Here is a 24,821-nt window from a genome sequence, read left to right as displayed (position 1 = left end):
ATTGATTCGGACCTCTAACCGTCCCGTTGCTGAATGGCAATTGCCGGATCGACGCCCGCCTGCCTGGCCTGGTCGAGCACCAGCACGCTGGTCTCCACAGTGGCGTCGGGCGCAGCACTCAACAAGACCACGCCGCGCGGATTCTCGGCCTTGAACGCCTCGATCACGGGTTTGACCGAGCGGGGATCGATGATTCGTCCCTGATCGACCACCACGAAACCATCGTTTCGAACGCTGAGCACCATGCTCGGCGGCGGCCGCGTTTGCTCTTCCGGCGGATTGTCGTCGGGCGTCTTCATGCCGATCCCGATTTCGTCGAGGAACGTCGCCGTGACGATAAAGAAGATCAACAGAATGAAAACGATGTCGAGCAGCGGCGTGATGTTGACCTCTGCTTCTTCCGAATCACCGCCTGACAAGCGACCAATTCTTCCGTAGCCGTACGCCATGGCGGTTTCGACATCGAGTTCCTCGGATGCACGTTGCGCGATGACTTCGTTCTTCCGGTCGAGGTAACTCAGCGAAAAGACACCCGTCAGGGAAACCGCCAGGCCAGTCATCGTCGGAATCGTGGCCCTCGAAATCCCTTCGGCCATGGCGCGCGCATTGGATGCGCCGGTTTCGACGATGACCTGGAAAACCTCGATCATCCCGGTCACGGTGCCAAGCAGACCAAGCAGGGGCGTAATCAGGATCAGCGCCTTGATCACGTTCATGAAACGGTCGTTCTCGACCTGAACTTCGGAGATCAGCCGTTCACGAAAAGCAAACTGCTGCCAACTGCTGTCGTAGCTTCGGCCCTCCCAGCGCTTGCGCTGCGACTTGCACAGCTGCGGACCGGCAAACCAGAAATACAGCAGCCTCTCCCCGATCAGCAGCCACATCAGGGCGGTGCTGAACAACAGCACCACCACGACCGGGCCACCGGCTTCGAGATAGCCACCGATAACCTGCGCGATATGCACCGGATTGAGCAGTTCCAGGAACACGGTCATTCAGCCTCGTAGTTCGTCAGCGTCACTTGTGCTCGCCGGCATCGGCGACAAAGCTGACCGACTGCTCTTCAAGAATCTGTGACAGTCGACGCGATGAACCGGACGCAAATGCGTGCAGGAGCAGAAGCGGAACGGCTGCGATCAGGCCGAGCACCGTGGTGATCAGGGCCTGTGAAATACCGCCGGCCATGAGCTTCGGATCGCCGGTACCGAACAGGGTGATCGCCTGGAAAGTCACGATCATGCCGATAACCGTACCGAGCAGCCCCATCAGCGGCGTGACGGCCGCCAGCACCTTGACGATGTTCAGGCCGCGTTCGAGCTTGGGAATCTCCTGCAACACGGCATCATCCAGATGCAGCTGCAGGGTCTCGAGGTCTTCACTCTTGTGTTCCTCGTAGGCGAGCATGATCCGGCCCAGCGGGTTCGACTTGGACGGCGTCGAGGAATTCATCTGCGCCCTGACCTGCATCGAAGTAATCAGCAGCATCACCCAGCGATACACGGCCAGGAGAATACCGAAGAAAGCCACGACGATGATCGCGTAGCCGATCCAGCCACCCTGGTCGACGCGCTCACGCGTCGTCGGGGTGTCCTTGACCAGACCCAGCAGGGAACCGAGAGACGGGTCGATCATGCCGCGCACGACGCCCTCGCCAGAGTGCTCGTAGACTCGTTCCGCCGCGCTAACCGCACCGCCGCCGGGCTGCCGGACCAGGTAGCGCAACTGGCCACCCTGGTTGACCATATAACCCTCGTCGGTAAAGGCGGAAAACGGACCGATGCGGACCACGCTTCGATTCTCGGAGCGGTTGTCTTCCAGAACCACGGGCGCATCGTAACGGACGACCCGGCCTTGTTCACCGGCTTCCTGAAGCATGGTGAACCACAGATCCTCGAGCTGCTGAATGGTCGGCAGCCGGCTGGCCTGCGCCATTTCCGTCAATTCTTCGCTGCGACCCTCGAACTGCGTCGAGATCAGGGAATCATCCAGTTGCTCGGCCAGGTCGGTTGCGGCAGCGCGCGCCACGCCGAACAACTCACCGAATTCGCCCTGCCGATCCGACAGCTGCGCGCGGAGTTCTTCAAGTTCGCGGTCGAGTTCGTTGCGCAGATTCTCCAGGCGGCTGGCTTCATCCTCGGCGGCAGACACCTGGTTGCGTACCCGGCTCAGCTCCTGTTGCTGATTTTCCTGTCGGCGAAGAAAGCGCGCTTCGCGCTCCTGATTCTCCTGCGAGACCTCGCGGCGCTCTTGCTGCATGGCGCGCAGCACTTCGTCGAGGGTCTGCGGGCCACTCTGGTTGCCCTCCTGGGCAAGCAGGTTCGAAGACAGGCCGGTCAGGGCCAGCGTCAGGACCGTCACAACGAGGACGGCGCGCGCTGCACTGCGACCAAAAATGGTTCGGTTGGAAACGTTGGAAGCCATAGTGACCCTTCCCTGGGACGTTTGATTCGAGTTCATTGCGTGGCGATTCATCACTGTTCCATGCCTCCCTTATTCCGCATCCGCCGGAGCGCGGACCGGGATGAACATCAGATCGGGCGGGATCTGCTCACGCGCGATGCGCGAGGCAGTCCTGACGTCCTGGAGGTAGGAACGGTCGAGATCGACCCAGTTACCGTCTTCGGGCACGTAGCGCTTGAGCACTTCGTCATTGTCGGTTCGGAAAATAAGCGCCACTCGACCGATACGCAGGAATTCCACATTCTCGTAAAGGCGTCCGTCGGCTTCGATATCGCCACGGTAAGACTCGATCGTCCGGCCGTATTCGTTTTCGATCTGGTAGGCCTCGATCACCAGGCGGTAGCGCTGAGCCGGCGACAGCTCGGGATCCTCGATGGCATTCTTCAGGCGAGTGACGCGCGCCCGCCGCTCTTCCATCAGGAAGGGCAGGTCCGCCTCGACCAGTTGATCGAGCGCATCGACCATGTCGTCCATCAGCGGCTGCATGGCGCGCTGCAGACTGGCGATGTTGTTGATGTCTTCCTCGAGCGAGGCAAGCTCACGACGCTGCGAATCAACCTGTCGCTGCTGGGACGCGTTGTAGCGCTCGAGCTGCTCGAGCTGCTTGAGCAGCGCGCGGTAGTCGTTCAGCATTCGCTGCGTCTCGGCGTCGATGTTGTCGATACGCTCCTGCGATTGAGCCGTATCCTGAGCAGTGCTGCGGCTCGTATCGAGAACCGGATCGACTTCCTGAGTTTGCGCGCTGAATGCGACGAGCAGCAAAAGGCTGCCTGCTGCAATGCCGGCGAGAGTGAATTGCTTGCGATTGATCAGTGTCTTCATGCCCAGTCCGTCACGGTGGTTTGGGTTGTCGAGTTGCCGCGGCCAATGTTGAGCCCGCGCAGAAAGATCGGCATTTTACACACGTGTTCGCAACGAACGCAAGCGCGTGCCGGATTTCCGCTCAGAGCCCATCATACGGGCCTTCAGGCGCCCTTCATCGGCCACGACAGCGGGCTTTGCGGCGCCTCACACGCAAATGCATTTCATTGGCACTTGAGGGGCCGCGTCAATTTTTCGTGAATCTGCGACACGTTACAGTGTCTAATGATTAAGCACAACTTCGATCATCGAGCGGAACGCTCACGGGCCCTATGAACTGGATCTTCGCAGCCACTTTCTCGCTCGCCATCTCGGGCGATCTGCTACCCCCGCAGCCGGACGAGGTGTTGCGGCTGCCGGATTCCGTGATCAGCGAGCTGGACAGCCGGGTCATCGATCGTAGCCGGCTGTCCGACAAGCGGCTCGATCTCCTGGTCGAGTACATGTTTGCCGATGACGGCCTGGACTTCAGCTACATCGTCGGGCCGACTCGCAACCCCGCCGGCACCTATGCCGCCGGAGAGGGGAACTGCCTGTCGTTCACACTGCTCTTCCTGGCCCTGGCCGATCAGGTTGGAATCAACGCCGCCCCACGTGAGGTTCGGGTGCCGCTGAATTGGCGCAGGGACGGCTCCGCGCTGTTCGAGTCGGGCCATGTCAATGTCCTGGTGCGCACCGAAGCCCGACGAGCAGTCGTGGACTTCGAGCCCGATCCCGATCTTTCCCGCCGTTTGTCGCTCAAGCAACGGAGTAATCGTATCAGCCGGGAGCGTGTTCTGGCCCACTTCTACAACAACCGGGCCGCGGAATTGCTCGGAGAGGGAAAACCCGGCCTGGCGCGGCTGTGGAGCGAACATGCCGTCACGCTCGATCCCGACTTTACGGCGGCACTCAACAATCGAGGCGTGATCGAAGCCCGCCTGGGCGAGCACGATCGCGCGCTGACCTTCTACCGGCGCGCGCTGGCCATCGACACCGATAACCGCAGTGCCCTGTTCAACATGCACGAACTGTTTCGGCGGACCGGCCAACGACAACGGGCCGACGAAGCGCTCGACCGGCTCGAGGCGCTTCGCTCAAGCGACCCTTACGTGCACTGGGCGCTAGCCCGCAATCTCGAACGCCTGGGTGAATTCAAACGAGCCGAAAAACTCTACCTGCGCGCCATTCGCATGAAGGACGACGATCCCCTTTTCCACACCGGCCTGGCACAGGTCGCCCTGGCCCTGGGCGACCACGAGCGGGCCGAACGTGCGTTATCACAAGCCATCGCGCTCAGCCGCGATCAACCGAACCAGGAAATCCGCTGGAACGAACAACTGCTGTTCCTGAAGGCACGGCTACCGGGCGTCTGAGCGCCACCTCACCACCGGGCCTGCTCATCCCCCAACCGCCAGCTCCGCTTCGGGTACGCCGCCATCGATCAATTGCTGACGCAGCGCCCGCAGGTGGTTTTCGTAATGCCGCCAGCGGCCGGAGGCACTCTTGTAAAGGGGCTGCCGCACCTGCCAATAACTGGCGGTTCGAACCGCCGAGCGTGAGCGGTGAAAATCCAGGCAGGCCTTTTCCCAATCCAGTTCGAGGAACTCGAGCATCGAACGAATGACGGGCTCCGGGTCGGCCACCAGCTCATCGTAGCGAACTTCGTGGATCAGCCCCGGGAAAGCCGCCTGCCAGTGGGACATCAGCCGTCGATACTGGAGGTAATAATGCCCAATGCTGTCCAGGGCGCAGGCATAGGGCGCCATGCGTGGATCGAGGTGGTGCATGTAGATCGACAGCGCCGTATCGAGCGGGTTGCGAACCGTATGGATCACGCGTGCGTCCGGAAACAGCCGCCGGATCAGCCCGATGAACAGGAAATTGGGCGGGCGCTTGTCGGTTACGATCTGCCCGGAGTCGAGATCGGGAAGATGTTGGTGCAGGCCCTTGTGGTACGCATCCGCCAGACGGGCCGCGACCTTGGCATCGAGGTTGGCGGCAGCCTGGGGAAACGGCTGCAGGTGCTGCATTACCAGGCGCGGCAGCAAATCGAGTTCGCCGCCGGAAATCACCCTGGAATGCGCACCCAATACTTGCTCGACCAGGGTCGAACCCGAACGATACATGCCGAGGACAAATACAGGGCCGACAGTATCTGCGGCAGAACCCGCCAGCGGCGCTGACGATGCCGGAAAGCTTTTGATTAGAGCGTCGACCACGTGCTCCTGACGCGCCGGCTGGTAGCCCGGCGCCTGACCGGTTGTGGCCTGCTTGCCGGAGCGCATGGCAGCAATGGCCTGATCGTGCAGCCCCAGGCGATCGTAGCTGCGGGCCAGCGCAAGATAGAGATTCGTCTTGGCGACCGGGTCCTTGTCAGCATGGTCAGTCGCGGCCTCGAGGGCCTGCAGGCGAGGGTCGTCAGCCTCCTCTGGCGGGTCCAGATGTGCTATGCGGGCAAGCGCCTCGAGCCGGATCGGATCCGAGACCGGCAAGTCCTCCTGCAAGCGCCGGTAACAGGCCAGAGCCTCGTCGCGCTGCCCGGCCTCCTCGAGCAGGTTGCCGAGATTGAGCCGGGCCGGCGAATAAGCGGCATTGCAATCCAGAGCCGAAAGCAGGGCAGCCCGGGCCTCATCGTCGCGATTGAGATCACTGCTCAGAATGGCGGCGCGGTTGAGGTGAACCTCCTCGGGCTGCGCCACACCTCTTGCCAGGGCCTCGTCGTAGGCATTCAAGGCCTCTTCAAAATGCCCGAGCCGGCGCAGGACCCAGGCCAGGTTGTACCAATCGTCAGGTTCATGCGGATGCTGGTCGACCAGGCGACGGAAGCCTAGTGCAGCACGCTCATAGTCACCGCGTGCCTGGCTCAGCATGGCTTGTCGGCGCAGGGAATCGACCGATTCAGGCAAGCCTATCTCCCGTTTGGTTTGACGAATCGCAGACGCCAGCCGACCAGATTGTCTCCGGCGTGATACTGCGGGGCGCTTTCCTCGCAGACCAGACTATTGGACTGGGCAATTCGCTTGAGCGAATCGATGCCGTCATCGTCCAGTGCCCGCTCCAGCAAGTCCTGGAGTCGGCGCACGGAAAGGCGCATTTCCTCTTCGGCGCGATCAACCTCCAGGGTCACCTTTTCCGCTCGATCGCGCCTGCGCAGGACAAGCAGTTGCCTGACCGCGTCCAGTGCCACATCGAGCACCCGCCCCTTGCCCGAGGGAGCGAGATCGGCATGGGCTTCCTTCAAGCGGCGAATTGCATTTTGCAAATCACGCGCTGCGGGATGGTCACGACTTGGCTGATGGTCGTCCATCGCTACCAGCCGGCGCAATCGACGATAGATGCGTGTCTCGCCCAGGACCAGTTCTGCCTCGGCCATCGTCTGGCGAGCATTGCGGGCCAGCAGCGAGTCTACGTGGTGGGTTACGAACTGGGCGCGTCCACCCGGCTTGAGCACGCGGGCCACTTCGCCGATCGCGGCCTCGGGTTCGCTGTATTCAAGCGCATAGTGTCCGCACAGCGCATCGATACTTTCGGCGTCAAAAGGCAATCGCTCGGTGGCCACGCCGGGATGGAACCGGCAACCGGAAAAACGCTTTTCTGCATCGGGAACGTGCCGAAGGGGATCGATCTGCGCGAGGTCCGTGCCATGAATCTCCCACGACTTCGACAGGCCACGGGCTGTCTCTGCAATGATCTGGACCACGGCGCCATTGCCCGTGCCGATATCCAGTACCACGGAGCCGTCGGGTAGCTCTGAGAGAAACTCCGTCCAGACCGACTCGAGCTCCTGGTCATATCCTCCCGCACTGGTCGTCGGGCAGGTCGACAGCAGGCCGCCACGATAGTAGGTCTCCCAGTGTTTGAGACTCAACTGTTCGTCACTCCAGTGTCCATGGATCCGGGTTGCCCCGGCCGTTCGAATGCGTCCACGCCGAGCCGAAAAAAATGCGGCGGGCCGAGTCGGCCCGCCGCATGGTCTTGCGTCTTCCTGAAGTTCAGGCGGACTTCTTAGAAGTGCGCACCGAGCCTCACGAAGAGGTAACGACCCACCTGGTCATACCCGCCAATCGAGTTGCCGTTGAGCCCCAGCGTGGAGCCGACTATCGGCGGTTCCTTGTCCAGGATGTTGTTCACACCTGCAGTCACTTCGTAGCGCTCGCCGAAGCTCATCGAGCCGGAGAGATCGAAGAAGCTGTAGGAACCCAGACCATTACCGCGGCCAACCAGCAGCTGGTCGGTCGTGCCCGGCTCGCCACTGGTGAGCTCGTAGTCCATGGCACCGGTATAGCGCCAGCGGGTGCTGAGCGTCCAGTCGCCTCGGGTGTAGTTGACCGAGAGGATATGACGCCAGTCGGGCTGCTGACAGCTGGTGTTGATGTTGCCAGCACAGTCGTAGGTAGCGTCGTCATTGACACCCGGCAGCGGGGCGACTTCCTGCTCCAGGAAGTACACACCAGCCAGAGACGCGTTGACCATGCCACCGGCAAACTGCATCCGGTGCCTCACGTTCAGGTCAACACCCCGGAAGGTGAACTCGCCGAAGTTGTCGTTCAGGTTCTCGATATGACCCGAACTGGCCGGATTGGACCCGACCCAGAGATCGCCCGTGGACGGATTACGGTTGACCTTGTCGCACAGGAACGGATCGCCGGTCAGACCGCAGAAGCGCAGGATGGTCTCGGCGCCAATGGAACCGATGCGTTCTTCCATCTCGATCTGCCAGTAGTCAACGGCAACAGTCAGGCCGTCGATCGGCTGGGCCACCACACCGAGGGAGAAGGTGTCGGCTTCTTCCGGATCCAGGTTGGGGTTGCCACCAACGAACTGGTTGTACTGCGCGGCCGGGCTTTCCGGCACGCTGCCGTACTGGGCTGCCGTGACACCGGTGTTGGCGCACTGGGCCTCGCTAAATGCAGGACTGGCACCGGCACAGGGGTCATCCCCACCCCACAGCGCAATCTGCTGCTGGGCAAACAGGTCGTTCGTGTTCCCTGCGCGAATGGCCCGGTTGAAGCCACCGCGGATGCGGTAGTCCTGGGCAAACTGCGACGTGAAACCGACCTTCCAGGTATTGACGCCACCGGACGTGCTGTAGTCCGAATAACGATAGCCCAGGTCAAGCGTGAGGTGATCGATCGCGCCCATATCGGCGAGAACCGGCACAGCCGCCTCGGTGAAGAACTCGTCAACGCGAATCTCACCTGAGACCGGCGGACGCGGGCCACCCAGGCCGGCGAAGTTGCCGGCAGCCATGTTGGCGTCACTCAGGCGGTTGTATTCCTCACGACGCCATTCGTAACCGGCGACCAGCGAAATCGGCAGGCCGTCGGCGCTTGGCAGGGCGAAACCGGTATCGCCGGTGACGTAACCACTGATGACCTGCAACTGGTTACGACCCTGGCGCATGCCGACGCCACCCTGGGCGGCAGCCTGCTCCGGCGTGATGTTGTTCGACCACACGTCGTAGGGCACACAGCTGCTCGACGATCCCGGCGGGCACAGCCGCAGCGACTCATCCAGACGCGACGGAATGTAGTCGTTCTGGTTGGCCTCGGACGAGGAATTGCGGGCCTGCATGAAGTAGAAGTCATACGACCAGTTGTTGTTGATGTTGCCCTCGGCACCGGCCGTGATGCGGAAGTTGGAAGCTTCCAGGTTGGCGATACGCGGACCGCCCTCGATGTTGCGCTTACCGACGTAGATCGGACCGACGGTGCCGCTCAGGTCGAAGTCGTCGCAGAAGCTGCCAAGGAACGGCTCGTCACAGTCCAGATCCAACCGGTTGACGAAGAACGTACCCGACTGGGCGATCTGCACGTCATTGTTGGTGTTGGCGAACATGCCCTCGATGTACGGACGGAAATGGTCGTTGACCTCATAAGTGATCGAGGTACCGAACGTCCATCGCTGGTCCGGACGCTGGAAGTGGTTGATCGGGGCGTAGTTGTAAATCTGGCCCAGTCCCGATTGCCAGGAGCCTTCTCCACCCGGGCGGTGAGCCCAGAAATCGCCGGTGTTCGCGATGTAGTCCGGATCGAAGACCAGGAAGTTCGGCTGCGGAGCCGTGGACGAACCACCGCATGCCGTGCCGCCCTGGTTGAGCGCACAAGACGAGTAGTCGCGCTCGCCCTGCAGCAGGGCGTCGTTCTCGCGGTAGGTCACCCAGCCCATGGCGTGACCGCGGCCGCCGTCGAAGAAGCCGCCGGCACTGACGTCGGCGAACAGGGACTTGCCATCCGGGCCAATGTTACCGGACTCGTAGTCGAAACCGGCGTCGTCCTGCAGCCCCTGCATGTAATCGTTATCGTTGTTGTGCTGGTAACCGGACCAGCCCGCCTCGGCGCTGAAGCCGGTGAATTCGTCGTCGAGAATGAAGTTGACAACACCGGCCATGGCGTCGGAACCGTACACGGCCGAAGCGCCACCGGTGAGGATTTCGACATTCTTGACCATCGCGGCCGGAATGGTGTTCAAGTCACGCGCCTCGGAGCGGATACCGCCCGGGGGCAGGCGTCGGCCGTTGACCAGCACCAGGGTGCGGCTCGAGCCCATACCGCGCAGGCTGACGGTCGGATAACCGGCAGTCGGGTTGACGGTGAAGGCGTCGCTGACCGCGGCGGCCTGCGGATAATTGCCGACCAGGTCTTCGATACGGGTGGTACCGGAGTACTGGATTTCTTCCTCACCGATCTCGGTGACCGGGGCCGAAGACGTCACGACGGGGCTGACGATACGGCTACCGGTAACCTGTACGCGCTCGATCGTGTCGGAATCGTCCTCCTCTTCGTCGTCTTCTTGGGCTCCAGCCGGCGCGGCAGTCATTGCCAGGCTGGCGATGACCCCCGCCCCGAGGGCGTAATGTATCGCCATTGATAGTGGGTTACGGTTGTGCTTCATCAGACTCTCCATTGTCTTTTGATTTCTGGTTGCAGCATTCGATACTAGTATCGACAGCATTTATATGTGTCGGAGCGGATGCACCATCCCTCGATACTCGCGCACAAGCGCGGTCCGAACGACTCGGCCCTCCAACTCATCGCCGATACTAGCACTATCACTGTTCGATGAAAAGGGGCTTGTTAAGCGATTGTTATTCGATTTTTAGCCCCATTCTTTCAAGTAACTTATTGTTTCTGTTTATATTTCCAGAAACGGTTCGAAATTCGGTCCGCCTCGATCGACATCCGGCCTTAATCAGTAACTCACACTCGCGCGGCTCAAGTCAGGGCCTGTCGCACCCGGTCGAGCTCGGCATCGAGCGCCTCCGGGACACGTTTGCCGAAGGTGCTGAGGTGGGCGGCGACCGCATCGACTTCCTCGCGCCACTCGCCGGCATCGACGGCCAGCAGTTCATCCATGGCGGGTTGCTCGTCCAGTCCCTCGAGGTTGATGTCGCCACCGTTCGGCAACAGGCCGACCGGCGTCTCGCGCGCCTCGATCTCACCCCGGCAGCGCGCCAGGATCCACTCGAGCACGCGCATGTTGTCGCCGAAACCCGGCCAGATAAAGCCGCCGTCTTCGTCGCGCCGGAACCAGTTGACCTGGAAGATCTTCGGCGGAGTCTTCAGCTTGCCGCCGACTTCCAGCCAGTGCTTCCAGTAGTCGCCGAAGTGGTACCCGCAGAACGGCTTCATCGCCATGGGGTCACGCCGCACCACGCCGACCTGGCCGGTGGCGGCGGCGGTCGTCTCCGAGGCCATGCCGGCGCCCAGCAGCACACCGTGGTTCCAGTCGCGCGCTTCCATCACCAGCGGTGCCAGCCGCGCGCGGCGACCACCAAAGATGATTGCGTCAATGGGCACACCCTGTGGGCTTTCGGCCTGATCGGAATAGCTCGGGCAGCGATCGATCGACACGGTGAAGCGCGAATTCGGATGAGCCGCCGGGCCGTGCTTGGGATCGAAGGGGCGGCCGCGCCAGTCCTTCGCCGGCTTGCCCTGATCCAGACCTTCCCACCAGGGCCGGTTGTCCTCGGTGACGGCAACGTTGGTAAAGATCGTGTCGCGGTCGAGCATGGCCAGGGCGTTGGGATTGGTCTTCTTGCTCGTGCCCGGAGCAACACCGAAGAAGCCGGCTTCGGGGTTGATCGCCCACAGCCGGCCGTCCTCGCCCGGGTGCAGCCAGCAGATGTCGTCGCCCACCGTCCAAACTTTCCAGCCGGACTCGCGATAGGCCTCGGGCGGGATCAGCATGGCCAGGTTGGTCTTGCCGCAAGCCGACGGGAAGGCACCGGCGATGTAGCGCACCTCGCCTTCGGGATTCTCGATACCGACGATCAGCATGTGTTCGGCCAGCCAGCCTTCGGTACGGGCCTGGTAGCTGGCGATACGCAGCGCGTGGCACTTCTTGCCGAGCAATGCGTTGCCGCCGTAGCCCGATCCGAAGCTCTGGATACTGAGCTCTTCGGGGAAATGCACGATGTAACGACGATCCGGGTCCAGGTCGCCGGTCGAGTGAAGACCCTTGACGAAGTGGCCATCGCGCTCAATACGCTCGAGCGCTTTCGAACCCATGCGCGTCATCAACCGCATGTTCACCACGACGTAGGGACTATCGGTGATCTCCACGCCGCAGCGTGACAACGGCGAATCGATCGGCCCCATGCAGTAGGGCACGACATACATCGTGCGCCCTTCCATGCAGCCGGCGAACAGCCCTTTCATCAGGGCATGGGCCTCGGCCGGCGCCATCCAGTTGTTGTTGGGGCCGGCATCTTCCTCGCGCGCGCTGCACACGAAGGTCAGGTGTTCGACCCGCGCGACATCGGCCGGATCGGAGCGGTGCAGATAGCAGTCGGGATGGGTTTCAGGGTTAAGGCGCTCGAGATCGCCCGACTCGAGCATTTCGGCGATCAGGCGTTTGTTTTCAGCGCCGGAGCCGTCGCACCAGTGCACGCGCGCGGCGCGAGTGTGGGCCGCGACCTGGTCGACCCAGTCGTTGAGTGCTTGCAGATTGGAAGACATCGATTGGTCCGGTTGGGAGCGTCGGGATCAATCAGGCAGGATAGCCGGTCGGGTTTGGCGATTCAATAATCCTCGTTTTCAAAAGCCCGAAATCGGGGCTTCGAGGCATCGGGTGGTACCGGGGTGGGGCTTCGAGGCATCGTGCGGTACCGGGCGGGGGCTTCGAGGCATCGGGTGGCACCGGGCAAAAGGCGCCCGCCACGCCCCGCCACAGCACCACCAGCACCTACACCTTGAACTTGGGCAACTTCTGCTCCACGAAACTGAACTCCGGCCGCACGTACTTCGGCAGCCCGTCCTTGCCGTAAGGCGGGTAGTCCTCGCCTCTGATCAAGGGCTCGAGATAGGTGCGGCAACTCGGCGTGATACCGAAGCCGTCGGTCGAGATGAACTTCTTCGGCATCTTCTTCTCGCGATTGGCGATTCGCGACAGCGGTGCCGATTCGATCTTCCAGCGATAGGGCTTGTCGGAGGTGCGCCTGATCACCGGCATCACACCCGACTCGCCCTTGAGCGCAAGCTTCACCGCCGCCTCGCCCACGGCCCGGGCATGGTCGACGTCGGTCTTCGATGCGATGTGGCGGGCCGAGCGCTGCAGATAGTCGCTGACCGCCCAGTGATACTTGTAGCCGAGGTTCGATTTCACGATCTCGGCCACCGCCGGCGCCACGCCGCCGAGCTGCTTGTGACCGAACGCATCCGTTGTGCCGGCATCGGAAAGAAATTCGCCCTTGCTGTTCTTCACACCCTCAGACACGACGATCGAGCAGTAGCCATTTTCTACCACCGATTTCTTCACCGCCTGGCAGAATTTCTTCTCGTCGAAAGGCACTTCGGGGAACAGGATGATCTGCGGCGGGTCGCCCTTCTCATGTGCGGCCAGCCCGCCCGCGGCCGCAATCCAGCCGGCGTGGCGCCCCATCACCTCCATGATGAACACCTTGGTCGAGCTCGAGGCCATCGCCATCACGTCCAGACTGGCTTCCAGGATCGACACCGCCACGTACTTGGCCACCGAACCGAATCCCGGACAGTTGTCGGTCACCGCCAGGTCGTTATCGATGGTCTTCGGGATGCCGATGCACTGCACCGGAAAACCGAGCTTGTCGCCAATCTGCGAGACCTTCCAGGCGGTGTCGGCCGAATCGTTGCCGCCGTTGTAGAAGAAATATCCGATGTTATGGGCCTTGAAGACATCGATCAGGCGCTCGTACTCGCGCCGGTTGTCCTCGATCGACTTGAGCTTGTAGCGGCAGGAGCCGAACGCACCGCCGGGCGTGTGCCCGAGCGCAGTCACTTCGGATTTCTTCATCTGGCTCGTGTCGATCAGCCGCTCCTCGAGCGCGCCCATGATCCCGTCGCGCGCGGCCAGCACCTTGCCGATGCGATCCCGGTTGGCCCGGGCTTCCTCGAGCACGGCACCAGCGGTGGCATTGATCACCGGCGTCACCCCGCCGGACTGGGCATAAAGGATGTTCCTCTTCTTTGGCATGACGCGTTCTCGTGATCGGAGCCTGTTGGAAGGATAGCGAATCATGGACGGGTTCGCTGGTTGGCTGGCTTCATTTGACAGCCCCCGCCCTTCCGGTTAGCTTTGTCGGCTTGATTCCACTGATGCCAAGCGCTGGCGCTCAAAACCCATGCGTATCGTACTGCTCGGCCCGCCCGGCTCCGGCAAGGGCACCCAGGCTGCAATGCTCAAGGAACGGCTCGGCGTTCCGCATATTTCCACCGGCGAGCTGCTGCGCGCCGCCGTGGCCGATGGCACCGAGCTCGGCAAGAAGGCCAAGGCCGCGATGGACGCCGGCCAGCTCGTCTCCGATGACCTGATGCTCGGCCTGATCGAGGAAAAGCTCGGTCGGCCCGAGGTCGCGCCCGGCTTCATCCTTGACGGCTACCCGCGCAACCTGGCCCAGGCCAGGGCCCTCGACGAACTGCTCGATCGCCTGGGCCAGCCGATCGATCGTGCGCTGGAACTGACGGTCGACGAAGAACAGATCGTTCAGCGCCTGGCCAAGCGTGCCGAAGAGGAAGGTCGCTCCGATGACACCGAAGAGGTGGTGCGCAACCGACTGGCCGTCTACCACGAGCAAACCGCTCCGGTATCGAGCCACTACGAAGAAAAAGGCATCCTGGTCCGCGTCGACGGAATCGGCGAGATCGAGACGATCAACCAGCGTCTGGCCGACGCCCTGGCTTGACCCGGATCCGGATGCGGATTTCGCCGTCGCGCGTTTCGGCCCCGATCATTTCGTGACCCGTTCTCTGACAGAAAACCGCCAGGTCCATCTCGGCCAGCGGATCGGTAGCGATTACCACCAGTTCGGTGCCGGGCCGCAGGTCGGCGATCGCCTGCCGCGTCAGAACCACCGGCTGCGGACAGTCGAGTCCGCGGCAGTCCAACTCCACGACGTCTGCGCCTGATTCGTTCATGTCCGCATTCCTCTCGCGCCTGATCGGCATTCTGCTGCTTCGCGCCGGCCCGCAACACTTGCCGGCCGGCCACCTGCCCATGCTGCTGGCCATCATTTTCTACGCCGCAGTCAGCACCGTCTCGATGAACGTGTCGGGCACCGCCGAGAATCCGGTCGGCGTGATCCTGCTGGCGGTTTTGCTGCCGCTCATCCTGGTGCGCATTGTACTGACGCTGCGCGGCAAGCCGGCGCGCTGGCCGCAGACCCTGACGGCCCTGTTCGGCACCGGCGCACTGCTGTCGCTGGTGTCACTGCCCCTGGGCCTGGCCACCGGTAGCGAACCGTCCGCGCCAATCGTGATGGCCAGCCTGGTGCTGTTCTTCTGGTCCTTTGCCGTCGACGGCCATATCTGGCGTCACGCCCTGGACACCAACTTCACCACCGGCCTGGCCGTGGCGGTGATACTGTTCGGGATATCGATGTTCGTGATTTCATCCGTGGCGGGGCCCCTGTGATCCTCCAACCTGATCATTACGGATTCAGCGTTCCTGTGGCGCTTCGCTGCAAGGCGCGGCGCGCAGGCAATGGCCGTAGCCCTTGGCAAGCGTCGCAACGCCGCAGCGGGGCGCCACAGGAGCGCCCGAAGGGTGGATCTGTCAGCGTTCATCGCCGCGTTCCGGCTCTTGTAAAGGGCCTGGCCATTCACTGCGAGCCGCGCCTTGCCCTGAACGCTGACAGACCCACTGAATTCGCAATGATCAGATTGGAGGATCACCGGTGAAAATCCATATTCTCGGTATCTGCGGCACTTTCATGGGGGGCCTTGCGGCCCTGGCCCGCTCCGACGGCCACGAGGTCAGCGGTTCCGACGAAAACGTCTATCCGCCGATGAGCACTCAGCTCGAGTCGCTGGGCATCGAGCTCGGCGAAGGCTACGACCCGGCCCATATTCCCGGCGATGTCGACCTGGTCATCATCGGCAATGCCCTGAGCCGCGGCAATCCCTCGGTCGAGCACGTGCTCGATCAGAACATTCCCTTCGCCTCCGGCCCGCGCTGGCTGGGCGAGACCTATCTGCGCCGTCGCACCGTGCTGGCGGTGGCCGGCACCCATGGCAAGACCACCACGGCAAGCATGCTGGCCTGGATCCTGGAAGCCGCCGGTCGCAAGCCGGGTTTCCTGATCGGCGGCATTCCGGAGAACTTCGGCCTGTCGGCACGTACCGGTGACGACCTGTTCGTGGTCGAGGCCGACGAGTACGACACCGCCTTCTTCGACAAGCGCGCCAAGTTCGTTCATTACCGGCCGCGCATCGCGGTGCTCAACAACCTCGAGTTCGATCACGCCGACATCTATCCCGACCTGGCCGCCATCCAGACTCAGTTCCACCATCTCGTCCGCACCATTCCGGGCAACGGCTGCCTGGCCGTCAACGCGGCCGACAACAATCTGCAGGCAGTGCTCGAACGGGGTTGCTGGACGCCGGTCTCGGGCTTCGGGCTGGACGACCAGGTCGAGGCCGACTGGCAGGTGCATCTGGACGACCCGGCCGGCCGCGAGCTGACCTTTCGTCACGCCGGGGAGAACATCGGCACGCTCAAATGGTCGATTACCGGCCGTCACAACGCGCTCAATGCCCTGGCCGCCGTCACGGCCGCCGCAGCGGCCGGCGTGGAACCCGCCCAGGCAGTAGCGGCCCTGCAGGACTTCAAGGGCGTCAAGCGGCGGCTGGAGTACCTGGGCGAACACGGCGGCATCCATGTCTACGACGACTTCGCCCATCACCCCACCGCCATTCGCCTGACCCTGGAAGGCCTGCGCCGCGCCGTCGGCAATGCGCGCATCCTGGTCGCCCTGGAGCCGGCCAGCAACACCATGCGCGGCGACTTTCATGTCGGCGACCTGCCCTCCGCGCTGGTGGCCGCCGACCACGTCTGGCTGCGCAGCTCCGACGGCATGGACTGGGACCCGCACGAAGTGCTCGAAAAGATCGGCGGCAACGGCCGGCCGCGCAGCCAGGTCGACAACCTGCTTGAAGACCTGCGCAGCGAAGCCCGGGCCGGCGACCATGTCATCTTCATGAGCAACCGGGGCTTCGAGAACGCCCCCCGACGTTTCTTCGACGCCTTGTCGTGAGTACCGAGTCGCTGCCCCTGTTTCCGCTGCAGACTGTCCTGTTTCCCGGCGGACTCCTGAGCCTGCGCGTGTTCGAGCAGCGCTATCTCGACATGGTGCGCGAATGCGCCCGGTCGGGCAGCGGATTCGGCGTGATTTGCGCCTGGCCGGCCGAGTCCGAGAACCGGGCCCGCCACGCGCGCATCGGCACCGAAGCGATGATGGTCGACTTCGATCAGCTCGAAGACGGGCTGCTGGGCGTGACCTGCCGCGGCCAGCGCCGCTTCCTGATTCGCGAAACCCGCGCGCGCGACGACGGGCTGCTGATCGGCGATATCGACTGGCTGCCACCCGAGCCGGCCGTGCCGGTCCCGACTCGACTCGCCGCCTTGCAGACCTTGATGCAGGAACTGCTGCGACATCGCGAAGTGGCCGAGCGCATCGAGGTCGACGTCGAGGACGCCAGCAGCCTGGGCCGCAGCCTGGCCGGCACAATCGACATTCCGCTCCAACACGCCCAGGCCCTGCTCGAGATGACCGACCCGGTCACGCGCCTGGAGGGTCTGCTCAGCTTGCTGGAGCAGGAACAGGAACCAGACTGAACAACCAGAGGTCGCCGTCGACGCGGCGGGCCTCGGGTATCGGCAGCGCAGCCGGCAGGCGCCCCAGAACATCCGAGGCGACCTCCACTTCGCGCCAGCGGTTGACCAGGCCGAACCACTCCGCGACTTCCTCGATCCGAACCTGCCCCAGCCACACCGGCACACCCTTGTCGACCAGGTTGGTGCCCGAAGCCCACAACCTGAGCACTTCGCGCCGGCCCGCATCACGGTCACGCACCATGATCAGCGCTTCACCGTGCCCGGCGAAATCGCGCGGCAGATGCGGCAGGCGGCGACCGTCGGGCCGTCCGGAAAAGATCGCCGACCAACTCGTGGCGTGCTGTCGGGGCTGGCGCCAGCCGGCCGCCTCGAGCGAGGCAATCCAGGACTCGCGCCGGCCGGCAAGCTGGAAATCGAAATGCTGCAGTGACTCCGGGCCCAGGCGTGAGCGCCGGTCCGGCAGGGTCTGCCACGCCTGGTCGAACCAGGCTTCCGCCGCCAGGCTCCGCTCAGGCAGGGCCAGGCGCGTGCGGGCTTCGAGCTGGCGGTAGCCGTCACCGGCCTGGAATGCCACTACACCGACCAACAGGCCATAGAACACGACCGCGATCAGGCCGGGATGATGGCGCCCCGCCGCGCGCTGGCGATAGCCGATGCCGACCAGCGCGGACCAGCCGCCACCCAGCGCCAGTGCCGCCATCAGGCCAAGCGGCGTGACCAGCCCGAGGTAGAAGCAGGCGAAGCTGATCAGGGCGAGCAGGACCGAATTGAGCAGGTAGGGCCATTTGCGGCGGCTGGCACGGATGTCCTTGGCCACCATCACGGCGAAAAATCCCAATACCACGGTCACCAGGGTCAGGCCGCGATGCGGCAATTCGCCGTAGCCGGGGACCACACCGGATTCCGAAATCATCAGGCCGGTCAGGCCATTGAGCGCCTCGGCCAGCAGCCAACCACCCGCGGTGGCGGCCAGCCAGTGTGTGGCGGCGTTACCCCGACCCAACGCCAGCATCAGCAGGCCGGTCGCGCCGGCGACCAGGGCCATCACCTCAAGTTCGGCCGCCATGGCCAGAACGATCATCATCGGGTCGGCCAGATGATTGCGCAGGCTGGCCGCCATCGAGGCAAGCTGACGCTCGGCATCGAGTGTGCCGGCGGCAAAGGGCAGCGCCACCATCACGCCGATCAGAGTGGCCAGGCACAGCACCAGGAACAGGCCCAGCAGTGCCACCGACAGCAGTTCACGCCGGCCCGGCCCGGCGCCGAACAGCGGCTCGACCCAGCGGCCAATCAGCCGATGTTCGCTCGACCAGCGAATCAGGCTGCGTAGCCACCAACCGCTGCGCCGCGCGGTGAAGTTGTAGACCAGCCGGGTCAGCCAGGCGACCAGCCAGATGCCCAGCACCAGGATCACGAGCACCACCGCCAGGCGGCCGGCGAACTCCGCTGCCAACTCCAGCGATGCCCCGAAGACCAGGCCGGGGAGCATATACAAGGGCACCCAGACCGCGCAGGCCGGAACGGCGGCGGCCAGCATGATCCGAGGGGGCAAGTTCATCGCCCCGGCGGCCAGCGCGGTGACCGGCCGGGTCGGCCCCAGCAGGCGACCGACGAACACGCCCTTGCCGCCGTGACGGGCGACCACGCGCCGGCCCGAGGCCAGCAGTTCCGGGTGGCGCCGGAGCAGCCACCATTGATCGATGCGATCCCGATAGCGACGTCCGACCCAGTAGCTGGTCAGGTCACCCCCCAGTGCACCGAGAAAGGCGCTCAGCCAGCACCAGAAGAACAATTCTGGCTGGCCGCTGACGACGGCGCCGACGATGAACAACATCAACACACCCGGCAGCAGCAACCCGATGACCGCCAGCGATTCGAAATAGGCAAAAACGGCCGCGACGGCGATCAACCAGCCCGGGTGAGACTGGGCCAGATCGATCAGTCGCGTGATCAGGCTGCCGTCCATGAGAATCGCTGGGTCGGGCCGAAACTCGGCGTGGGGGTTAGGATATGCTCGACTCGCACCTCAAGGAAACCACACTAGACCATGTCCAACACACTCGAGGGCAAAACCCTGTTCATCACCGGCGCTTCACGCGGCATCGGCCTGGCCATTGCGCACAGGGCAGCCCGCGACGGCGCCAACATCGCCATCGCGGCCAAGACCGACCGACCGCATCCGAAGCTGCCCGGCACCATCCATACTGCCGCGGAAGAAATCGAAGCTGCCGGCGGCCAGGCCCTGCCCCTCAAGGTGGACATCCGCGACGAGGACGCGGTCGCCCGGGCCATGGCGGATACCGCCGAAACCTTCGGCGGCATCGATATCCTGGTCAACAACGCCTCGGCCATTTACCTGGCGCCCACACCGGAAGTGCCGATGAAGCGCTACGACCTGATGCACAGCGTCAACACGCGCGGCACCTTCGTCTGCTCGCAGGCGGCGTTGCCCTACCTGAAGAAGGCCGGCAATCCGCACATCCTCAACCTGTCGCCGCCACTCAACATGGACCCGAAATGGTTCGCCCCGCACGTGGCCTACACCATCGCCAAGTACGGCATGAGCCTGTGCGTGCTCGGCATGGCCGAGGAGTTCCGGCCCGACGGCATCGCCGTCAACGCCCTGTGGCCGAAGACCGTCATCGCCACGGCCGCGCTGGCCATGCTCGGCGACGCGGTCAAGCCGGAGAACTGCCGCAAACCCGAAATCCTGGCCGACACCGCCCGCTGGATCCTGACCCAACCGTCCCGGGAGGTCACGGGCAACTTCTTTATTGACGAAGACGTGCTCGAGAAGATGGGAGTGACGGACCTGGATCAGTACGCGGTCGAGCCGGGGAAGGGCCTGCTGCCGGACCTGTTCCTCTGACGTCTTGCCGCGTTGTCGCGTCCCCGAGATCCTGGGGCGGTGGATGTGTCGTGCTGTTTGGCCTCACGCCAAGGCGCGAAGGCGCCAAGAACGCGAAGAAAAGAAAAATTCAAGAAACTACATAGTCCTGAAGTTGCCGCTCAGCTAAGCGATTTCAGAATCGCTTTAAACTAATTTCTTTCTTGGCGTACTTGGCGCCTTCGCGCCTTGGCGTGAAATGCTAGTGGCTCAAGCCTGTCAGCCAATCACTAACGCTTGTCGATGTCGACGTAGTTGCGCTCGCCCGCCCCGGTGTAGACCTGCCGCGGCCGCCCGATGCGGTGCGGGCTGGCGGACTGTTCCAGCCACTGGCTGACCCAGCCGACGGTGCGGCCGATGGCGAACATGGCGGTGAACATGCTGGTCGGGATGCCCAGGGCCTTGTAGATGATGCCCGAGTAGAAATCGACGTTGGGGTAGAGCTTGCGTTCGACGAAGTAGTCGTCTTCGAGCGCGATCTTCTCGAGCTCCATGGCCAGGTCGAGCAGGGGGTCGTCCTGACCGAGGTCATCGAGCACCTCGTGGCAGGCCTTGCGGATGATGGTCGCGCGCGGATCGAAGTTCTTGTAGACGCGGTGGCCGAAGCCCATCAGGCGAAACGGATCGTCCTTGTCCTTGGCCTTCTCGACGTACTTGCCGACCTGGCTGACGTCGCCGATCTCATCGAGCATGTTGAGTACGGCTTCGTTGGCGCCGCCGTGGGCCGGACCCCACAGCGCGGCAATGCCGGCGGCCGTGCAGGCGTACGGGTTGGCCCCGGTCGAGCCGACCAGGCGCACGGTCGAGGTCGAAGCGTTCTGCTCGTGATCGGCGTGCAGGATGAACAGCAGGTCCAGCGCTTTCGCCGCTACCGGATTGACCTCATAGGCCTCGGCCGGTACCGAGAACATCATGTGCAAAAAGCGCTCGGAGTAGTTGAGCGAATTGCGCGGATAGGCACTCGGCCAACCCATGTAGTGGCGGTAGGCCGCCGCGGCGATGGTCGGCATCTTGGCGATCAGGCGCTTGGCCGCCAGGTCGCGCTGCTCCGGGTCGTTGACATCGAGCTTGTCGTGGTAGAAAGCCGCCATCGAACCGACCACGCCCGACAGTATGGCCATCGGATGTGCGTTGTAGTGAAAGCCCGAGATGAAGTTGTTGAGCTTCTCGTGGACCATCGTGTGATAGGTGATGTCGCGCTCGAAGGACGCGAACTCATCGCCGGTGGGCAATTCGCCGTAGAGCAGCAGGTAGGCCACCTCCAGGAAACTGGAATTCTCGGCCAGCTGCTCGATCGGATAGCCGCGGTAGCGCAGGATGCCGGCCTGGCCGTCGATGTAGGTGATATCACTCTTGCAGCTGGCCGTCGCACCGTAACCCGGATCAAAAGTGAAGTAGCCCAGCTCGGAATGCAGCCTGCTGATATCGAGCGTGGGATCGCCTTCCGAACCGGCCACCACGGGCAGGTCGAGGGACTTTCCGGATTCGGGATCAGTCAGGGTGAGTTTGCGTTCGGCCACCGGGATTCTCCTTGGAAACGTTGACGGGCGCGCAGCCACAGTACCGCGCCGTACGGAACGGCGTAGTATCGCATATCGGCCTTCTCCCTGCCATTGACAGGGGCCTGGTTAAAGGCCTCGTGGGCCCGTTTCGGTTTCGTCGAACAGGCCTCGCGTGGATAATGGACCGCCATGCCCGGAGCGGACCGGGCCCAATTCACCCAAGGTCAAGAGGGTCGATGCAATGCTTTCCCGCCGCCGACTTGTCTCCTGGCTGTTTTGCGGCAGCCTGGTCCTGCTGGTTTACTCCTGGTGGCATCGCGACGAGTTCACCGATGACCTGCGCATCGATCCCGCGCTGGCCGAAGAGCCGCTACAGGAAGCGGTCGAGCGCGAGCCGTTCACGACCGAGGCCAACGAGGTCGAGTACGTCGTGCGGCCGTTGCATCGCTACGAACTTCATGGCCTGGTGGTGTCGTTCAAGCGCTTCACGCCCGGCATCGGCCTGCACGAGCGCTGGAACGACTACATCAACGTCGCCGACGTGTGCGTCATCTGGGGCGACAACGCCCGCGATCTCGACCTCAACGAGTTCAGCTTCAGCAACGGCGAGTTCACCTGCCGCATCGCCACCCGCAACGAGCAGCAGTGGCGCCGCTTCAATCGCAACCAACTGTCGAACAATCACCTCATCACCGACGACGAGCGCATTCGCGACCTGATCGACGAACTCGAGGTCGGCGACCAGATCCGCATCAGCGGCTGGCTGAGCGAATACGGCGAGCCCGGCGGTCCGTTTCGCCAGACCAGCACCACACGCACGGATACCGGCGACGGCGCCTGCGAAACCGTCTACCTGGCCGACATGCAGATCATCGACTCGATGGACAACCTCTGGCGCCGTCTGTTCTGGCTGGCGCTGGTCGGCCTGGTGGCCAGTATCGTGCTGTGGTTTCGAACGCCGTATCACCAGCTACGACGCTAATCACACGTCAACGAACTGCTCGGCATCGCCCAGCCAGCGCTCGATGACGATGTCGGCGCCGGCGGTGTCGAGTGAATCAGCCAGGCCCTTGACCGGCTCCAGCAGCTCGGCATCGCGCGCCAGGTCAGCAATGCGGAAGCGCATCATGCCGGTCTGGCGGGTGCCGAGCACCTCGCCCGGACCGCGCAGTTCCAGGTCCTTTTCGGCAATCACGAACCCGTCGGTGGTCTCACGCATCACCTCCAGGCGTTTCTGCGCCGTCTCGCCCAGCGGCGGCTTGTAGATCAGTACGCAGGCGGCCTGTGCGCTGCCGCGCCCGACCCGCCCCCTGAGCTGGTGCAACTGCGACAGGCCCAGTCGCTCGGCGTTTTCGATCATCATCAGGCTGGCATTGGGCACATCCACACCCACTTCGATCACGGTGGTCGCCACCAGCAGCTCGATGCGGCCGGCCGAAAAATCGTCCATGACCTGCTGCTTGTCAGCCGGCTTCATCCGGCCATGAATCAACCCGACGGTAAACTCCGGCAGGGCTGCGGAAAGTTCCTCGGCGGTCGATTCGGCGGCCTGCGCCTCGAGCACTTCGGATTCCTCGATCAACGGGCAGACCCAGTAGGCCTGACGACCCTCGGCCAGCGCCCGGCGCAGGCGATCAATGATCTCCTCACGGCGGCCCTGGCTGAGGGCGACCGTGGTCACCGGCTTGCGCCCCGGCGGCAATTCGTCGATGACCGAAACTTCCAGCCCGGCATAGGCCGTCATGGCCAGGGTGCGTGGAATGGGCGTGGCGGTCATGACGAGTTGATGCGGCGAGCGCTCGCCCTCGCTGCCCTTGGCCGCCAGGGCCAGGCGCTGGTGCACGCCGAAGCGATGCTGCTCGTCGACCACGATCAGGGCGAGGTCGCGGAACTCGACGCCGTGCTGGAACAGGGCATGCGTTCCGATCGCCACGGCGGCATCCCCGGCCAGGCGTTCGAGCGCCTCGCGCCGGGCTTTTCCCTTGACCTTGCCGGCCAGCCACACCGGTTCGATACCCAGCGGCGCGAACCACTGCGACAAAGTGTTGTAGTGCTGCTCGGCCAGGATCTCGGTGGGCGCGACGATCGCGGCCTGGCGCCCGCTGGCGGCGGCCGCCAGAAGCGCTACGGCCGCCACCAGGGTCTTGCCCGAGCCGACATCGCCTTGCAGCAGGCGACGCATCGGGCGGCTGGTATTCAGGTCGGCGGCAATCTCGGCAATCACGCGACGCTGGGCACCGGTCGGTTCAAAACCCACTACATCGAGCAATTTCGCGTCCAGTGCCTGGTCGGGTTCGAGCGGGTGGGCTTTCTGACGCGCCCGCGCCCGGTTCAGGCGCGTCAGGGCCAGGTGATGGGCCAGCAACTCTTCGCTGGCCAGGCGCTGCACGGCCGGATGGTGGCCGTCGATCAGGGCATCGAGATCCGCGTCCGGGCCCGGACGGTGAACCTGCCGGACGGCTTCGACCAGGCCCGGATCGATCGTACCGTCGAGCGGATCGGGCAGCTCGATGATTCCGGACAACAGTCGCTCGACCGCGCCATCGATGATCTTCGCCAGCGTCGCCTGCGCCAGGCCCTGCGTGACCGGATAGATGGCGGTGAGATGTTTCGGCAGCGGCGGTGGTTCGCCTGTGCCCAGCACCTGGCACTGCGGGTGGGCCATCTCGAATCCCTGCGGACCGAAGCGCACGTCGCCGAAGCAGCGCAGGTGGTTGCCCACCCGGAACATTCGAAGCTGCGACGGATAGAAGCGAAAAAAACGCAGCGTGATCTGGCCCGCATCATCGGCCAGGGTCACCAGCAACATGCGCCGGCGCCGCTGCACAATTTCCTGGTGCATGACCCGGCCCTCGACCTGCACCCGGGTCTCGGGCCGCACCCGGTTCATCGCAACGATGCGGGTGCGGTCTTCGTAACGCAGCGGGCGATGCAGCAACAGGTCGACTTCGCGGATGATGCCCAACGCCTTCAGGCGTGAAGCCACCTGCGGGCCGACGCCGTCGAGCTCGGACACTTCACGCAAGCCCCTGTCCGTC

The 24,821-nt window shown here is 63.6% G+C and carries 19 protein-coding genes; 7 read left to right on the top strand and 12 right to left on the bottom strand.

All coding sequences use genetic code 11. The annotated features are described in order from the left end of the window. Positions 1 to 14: 14 nt before the first annotated feature. From G4Y73_RS01195 to G4Y73_RS01185, 3 genes are all read right to left on the bottom strand, one after another. A complete protein-coding gene (locus G4Y73_RS01195; RefSeq protein WP_164228574.1) occupies positions 15 to 995 on the bottom strand; it encodes a biopolymer transporter ExbD in 981 nt (326 codons plus the stop codon). Positions 996 to 1,017: 22 nt separating this feature from the next. Then, positions 1,018 to 2,421 carry a MotA/TolQ/ExbB proton channel family protein gene (locus tag G4Y73_RS01190; RefSeq protein ID WP_164228572.1) on the bottom strand — a complete coding sequence of 468 codons (1,404 nt, stop codon included), beginning with the start codon at positions 2,419 to 2,421 and terminating at the stop codon, positions 1,018 to 1,020. Between the two features lie 69 nt (positions 2,422 to 2,490). Then, positions 2,491 to 3,282, bottom strand: coding sequence for a DUF3450 domain-containing protein (locus tag G4Y73_RS01185; protein WP_164228570.1), 792 nt, complete (start codon positions 3,280 to 3,282; stop codon positions 2,491 to 2,493). A gap of 311 nt (positions 3,283 to 3,593) precedes the next feature. Between G4Y73_RS01185 and G4Y73_RS01180 the strand changes: the two genes are divergently transcribed. Next, a complete protein-coding gene (locus tag G4Y73_RS01180) occupies positions 3,594 to 4,676 on the top strand; it encodes a tetratricopeptide repeat protein (protein ID WP_164228569.1) in 1,083 nt (360 codons plus the stop codon). 24 nt (positions 4,677 to 4,700) lie between these two features. Here the strand turns inward: G4Y73_RS01180 and G4Y73_RS01175 are convergent, their stop codons facing one another. The 5 genes from G4Y73_RS01175 to G4Y73_RS01155 all read right to left on the bottom strand — a co-directional run bounded on the left by G4Y73_RS01175 (position 4,701) and on the right by G4Y73_RS01155 (position 13,755). Then, the gene (locus G4Y73_RS01175) at positions 4,701 to 6,209 is read right to left on the bottom strand and encodes a sulfotransferase (RefSeq protein ID WP_164228567.1); all 1,509 of its coding nucleotides are present in this window, start codon (positions 6,207 to 6,209) and stop codon (positions 4,701 to 4,703) included. 2 nt (positions 6,210 to 6,211) lie between these two features. Further along, positions 6,212 to 7,171: a class I SAM-dependent methyltransferase gene (locus tag G4Y73_RS01170; RefSeq protein WP_164228565.1), complete on the bottom strand. Its 960-nt coding sequence runs from the start codon at positions 7,169 to 7,171 to the stop codon at positions 6,212 to 6,214. Between the two features lie 137 nt (positions 7,172 to 7,308). Continuing rightward, positions 7,309 to 10,197 carry a TonB-dependent receptor gene (locus G4Y73_RS01165; RefSeq protein ID WP_164228563.1) on the bottom strand — a complete coding sequence of 963 codons (2,889 nt, stop codon included), beginning with the start codon at positions 10,195 to 10,197 and terminating at the stop codon, positions 7,309 to 7,311. A gap of 320 nt (positions 10,198 to 10,517) precedes the next feature. Further along, positions 10,518 to 12,263, bottom strand: coding sequence for a phosphoenolpyruvate carboxykinase (GTP) (locus G4Y73_RS01160; RefSeq protein WP_164228561.1), 1,746 nt, complete (start codon positions 12,261 to 12,263; stop codon positions 10,518 to 10,520). Between the two features lie 226 nt (positions 12,264 to 12,489). After that, the gene (locus G4Y73_RS01155; protein WP_164228560.1) at positions 12,490 to 13,755 is read right to left on the bottom strand and encodes a 6-phosphofructokinase; all 1,266 of its coding nucleotides are present in this window, start codon (positions 13,753 to 13,755) and stop codon (positions 12,490 to 12,492) included. Between the two features lie 148 nt (positions 13,756 to 13,903). Here G4Y73_RS01155 and G4Y73_RS01150 point away from each other — a divergent pair, with 148 nt between their 5' ends. After that, positions 13,904 to 14,464 carry an adenylate kinase gene (locus G4Y73_RS01150; RefSeq protein WP_164228558.1) on the top strand — a complete coding sequence of 187 codons (561 nt, stop codon included), beginning with the start codon at positions 13,904 to 13,906 and terminating at the stop codon, positions 14,462 to 14,464. On the opposite strand, the gene G4Y73_RS01145 is transcribed toward G4Y73_RS01150, so the two are convergent. Further along, on the bottom strand, positions 14,433 to 14,696 hold the full coding sequence (locus G4Y73_RS01145; protein ID WP_164228557.1) for a sulfurtransferase TusA family protein: 264 nt from the start codon (positions 14,694 to 14,696) through the stop codon (positions 14,433 to 14,435). The two genes, G4Y73_RS01150 and G4Y73_RS01145, sit on opposite strands and share 32 nt — an antisense overlap. Between G4Y73_RS01145 and G4Y73_RS01140 the strand changes: the two genes are divergently transcribed. The 3 genes from G4Y73_RS01140 to G4Y73_RS01130 all read left to right on the top strand — a co-directional run bounded on the left by G4Y73_RS01140 (position 14,695) and on the right by G4Y73_RS01130 (position 17,394). Continuing rightward, entirely contained in the window at positions 14,695 to 15,192 is a 498-nt protein-coding gene (locus tag G4Y73_RS01140; RefSeq protein WP_164228555.1) for a hypothetical protein, read from the top strand. The two genes, G4Y73_RS01145 and G4Y73_RS01140, sit on opposite strands and share 2 nt — an antisense overlap. Positions 15,193 to 15,454: 262 nt before the next feature. After that, positions 15,455 to 16,813, top strand: a complete 1,359-nt coding sequence (gene mpl, locus G4Y73_RS01135; protein ID WP_164228553.1) for a UDP-N-acetylmuramate:L-alanyl-gamma-D-glutamyl-meso-diaminopimelate ligase — start codon at positions 15,455 to 15,457, stop codon at positions 16,811 to 16,813. Continuing rightward, a complete protein-coding gene (locus G4Y73_RS01130) occupies positions 16,810 to 17,394 on the top strand; it encodes an LON peptidase substrate-binding domain-containing protein (protein WP_164228551.1) in 585 nt (194 codons plus the stop codon). Before mpl ends, G4Y73_RS01130 begins: the two co-directional genes overlap by 4 nt. On the opposite strand, the gene G4Y73_RS01125 is transcribed toward G4Y73_RS01130, so the two are convergent. Continuing rightward, the gene (locus G4Y73_RS01125; RefSeq protein WP_164228550.1) at positions 17,360 to 19,360 is read right to left on the bottom strand and encodes a VTT domain-containing protein; all 2,001 of its coding nucleotides are present in this window, start codon (positions 19,358 to 19,360) and stop codon (positions 17,360 to 17,362) included. The genes G4Y73_RS01130 and G4Y73_RS01125 overlap by 35 nt on opposite strands. A gap of 81 nt (positions 19,361 to 19,441) precedes the next feature. On the opposite strand from G4Y73_RS01125, the gene G4Y73_RS01120 reads away from it, so the two are divergent. Continuing rightward, the gene (locus G4Y73_RS01120) at positions 19,442 to 20,263 is read left to right on the top strand and encodes an NAD(P)-dependent oxidoreductase (RefSeq protein WP_164228549.1); all 822 of its coding nucleotides are present in this window, start codon (positions 19,442 to 19,444) and stop codon (positions 20,261 to 20,263) included. Between the two features lie 248 nt (positions 20,264 to 20,511). On the opposite strand, the gene G4Y73_RS01115 is transcribed toward G4Y73_RS01120, so the two are convergent. After that, positions 20,512 to 21,801 carry a citrate synthase gene (locus G4Y73_RS01115; protein WP_164228547.1) on the bottom strand — a complete coding sequence of 430 codons (1,290 nt, stop codon included), beginning with the start codon at positions 21,799 to 21,801 and terminating at the stop codon, positions 20,512 to 20,514. Between the two features lie 223 nt (positions 21,802 to 22,024). Here G4Y73_RS01115 and G4Y73_RS01110 point away from each other — a divergent pair, with 223 nt between their 5' ends. Beyond that, a complete protein-coding gene (locus G4Y73_RS01110; protein WP_164228546.1) occupies positions 22,025 to 22,765 on the top strand; it encodes a hypothetical protein in 741 nt (246 codons plus the stop codon). On the opposite strand, the gene recG is transcribed toward G4Y73_RS01110, so the two are convergent. Then, positions 22,766 to 24,808 carry an ATP-dependent DNA helicase RecG gene (recG, locus tag G4Y73_RS01105; RefSeq protein WP_205596443.1) on the bottom strand — a complete coding sequence of 681 codons (2,043 nt, stop codon included), beginning with the start codon at positions 24,806 to 24,808 and terminating at the stop codon, positions 22,766 to 22,768. Positions 24,809 to 24,821 lie beyond the last annotated feature (13 nt).

Source organism: Wenzhouxiangella sp. XN201 (genome assembly GCF_011008905.1).
Classification (GTDB): domain Bacteria; phylum Pseudomonadota; class Gammaproteobacteria; order Xanthomonadales; family Wenzhouxiangellaceae; genus Wenzhouxiangella.
The sequence above is the reverse complement of the archived record's forward strand: the minus strand, read 5'-3'. Positions and strand labels throughout refer to the sequence as shown.

What these genes read in the sequence shown, in the direction of transcription:
- G4Y73_RS01190 (WP_164228572.1), bottom strand. Translation starts at nt 2,421, where the DNA reads ATGGCTTCCAACGTTTCCAACCGAACCATTTTTGGTCGCAGTGCAGCG.
- G4Y73_RS01180 (WP_164228569.1), top strand. Translation starts at nt 3,594, where the DNA reads ATGAACTGGATCTTCGCAGCCACTTTCTCGCTCGCCATCTCGGGCGAT.
- G4Y73_RS01140 (WP_164228555.1), top strand. Translation starts at nt 14,695, where the DNA reads ATGTCCGCATTCCTCTCGCGCCTGATCGGCATTCTGCTGCTTCGCGCC.
- G4Y73_RS01125 (WP_164228550.1), bottom strand. Translation starts at nt 19,360, where the DNA reads ATGGACGGCAGCCTGATCACGCGACTGATCGATCTGGCCCAGTCTCAC.
- G4Y73_RS01110 (WP_164228546.1), top strand. Translation starts at nt 22,025, where the DNA reads ATGCTTTCCCGCCGCCGACTTGTCTCCTGGCTGTTTTGCGGCAGCCTG.
- G4Y73_RS01185 (WP_164228570.1), bottom strand. Translation starts at nt 3,282, where the DNA reads ATGAAGACACTGATCAATCGCAAGCAATTCACTCTCGCCGGCATTGCA.
- G4Y73_RS01160 (WP_164228561.1), bottom strand. Translation starts at nt 12,263, where the DNA reads ATGTCTTCCAATCTGCAAGCACTCAACGACTGGGTCGACCAGGTCGCG.
- G4Y73_RS01145 (WP_164228557.1), bottom strand. Translation starts at nt 14,696, where the DNA reads ATGAACGAATCAGGCGCAGACGTCGTGGAGTTGGACTGCCGCGGACTC.
- G4Y73_RS01195 (WP_164228574.1), bottom strand. Translation starts at nt 995, where the DNA reads ATGACCGTGTTCCTGGAACTGCTCAATCCGGTGCATATCGCGCAGGTT.
- G4Y73_RS01120 (WP_164228549.1), top strand. Translation starts at nt 19,442, where the DNA reads ATGTCCAACACACTCGAGGGCAAAACCCTGTTCATCACCGGCGCTTCA.
- G4Y73_RS01165 (WP_164228563.1), bottom strand. Translation starts at nt 10,197, where the DNA reads ATGAAGCACAACCGTAACCCACTATCAATGGCGATACATTACGCCCTC.
- G4Y73_RS01155 (WP_164228560.1), bottom strand. Translation starts at nt 13,755, where the DNA reads ATGCCAAAGAAGAGGAACATCCTTTATGCCCAGTCCGGCGGGGTGACG.
- G4Y73_RS01150 (WP_164228558.1), top strand. Translation starts at nt 13,904, where the DNA reads ATGCGTATCGTACTGCTCGGCCCGCCCGGCTCCGGCAAGGGCACCCAG.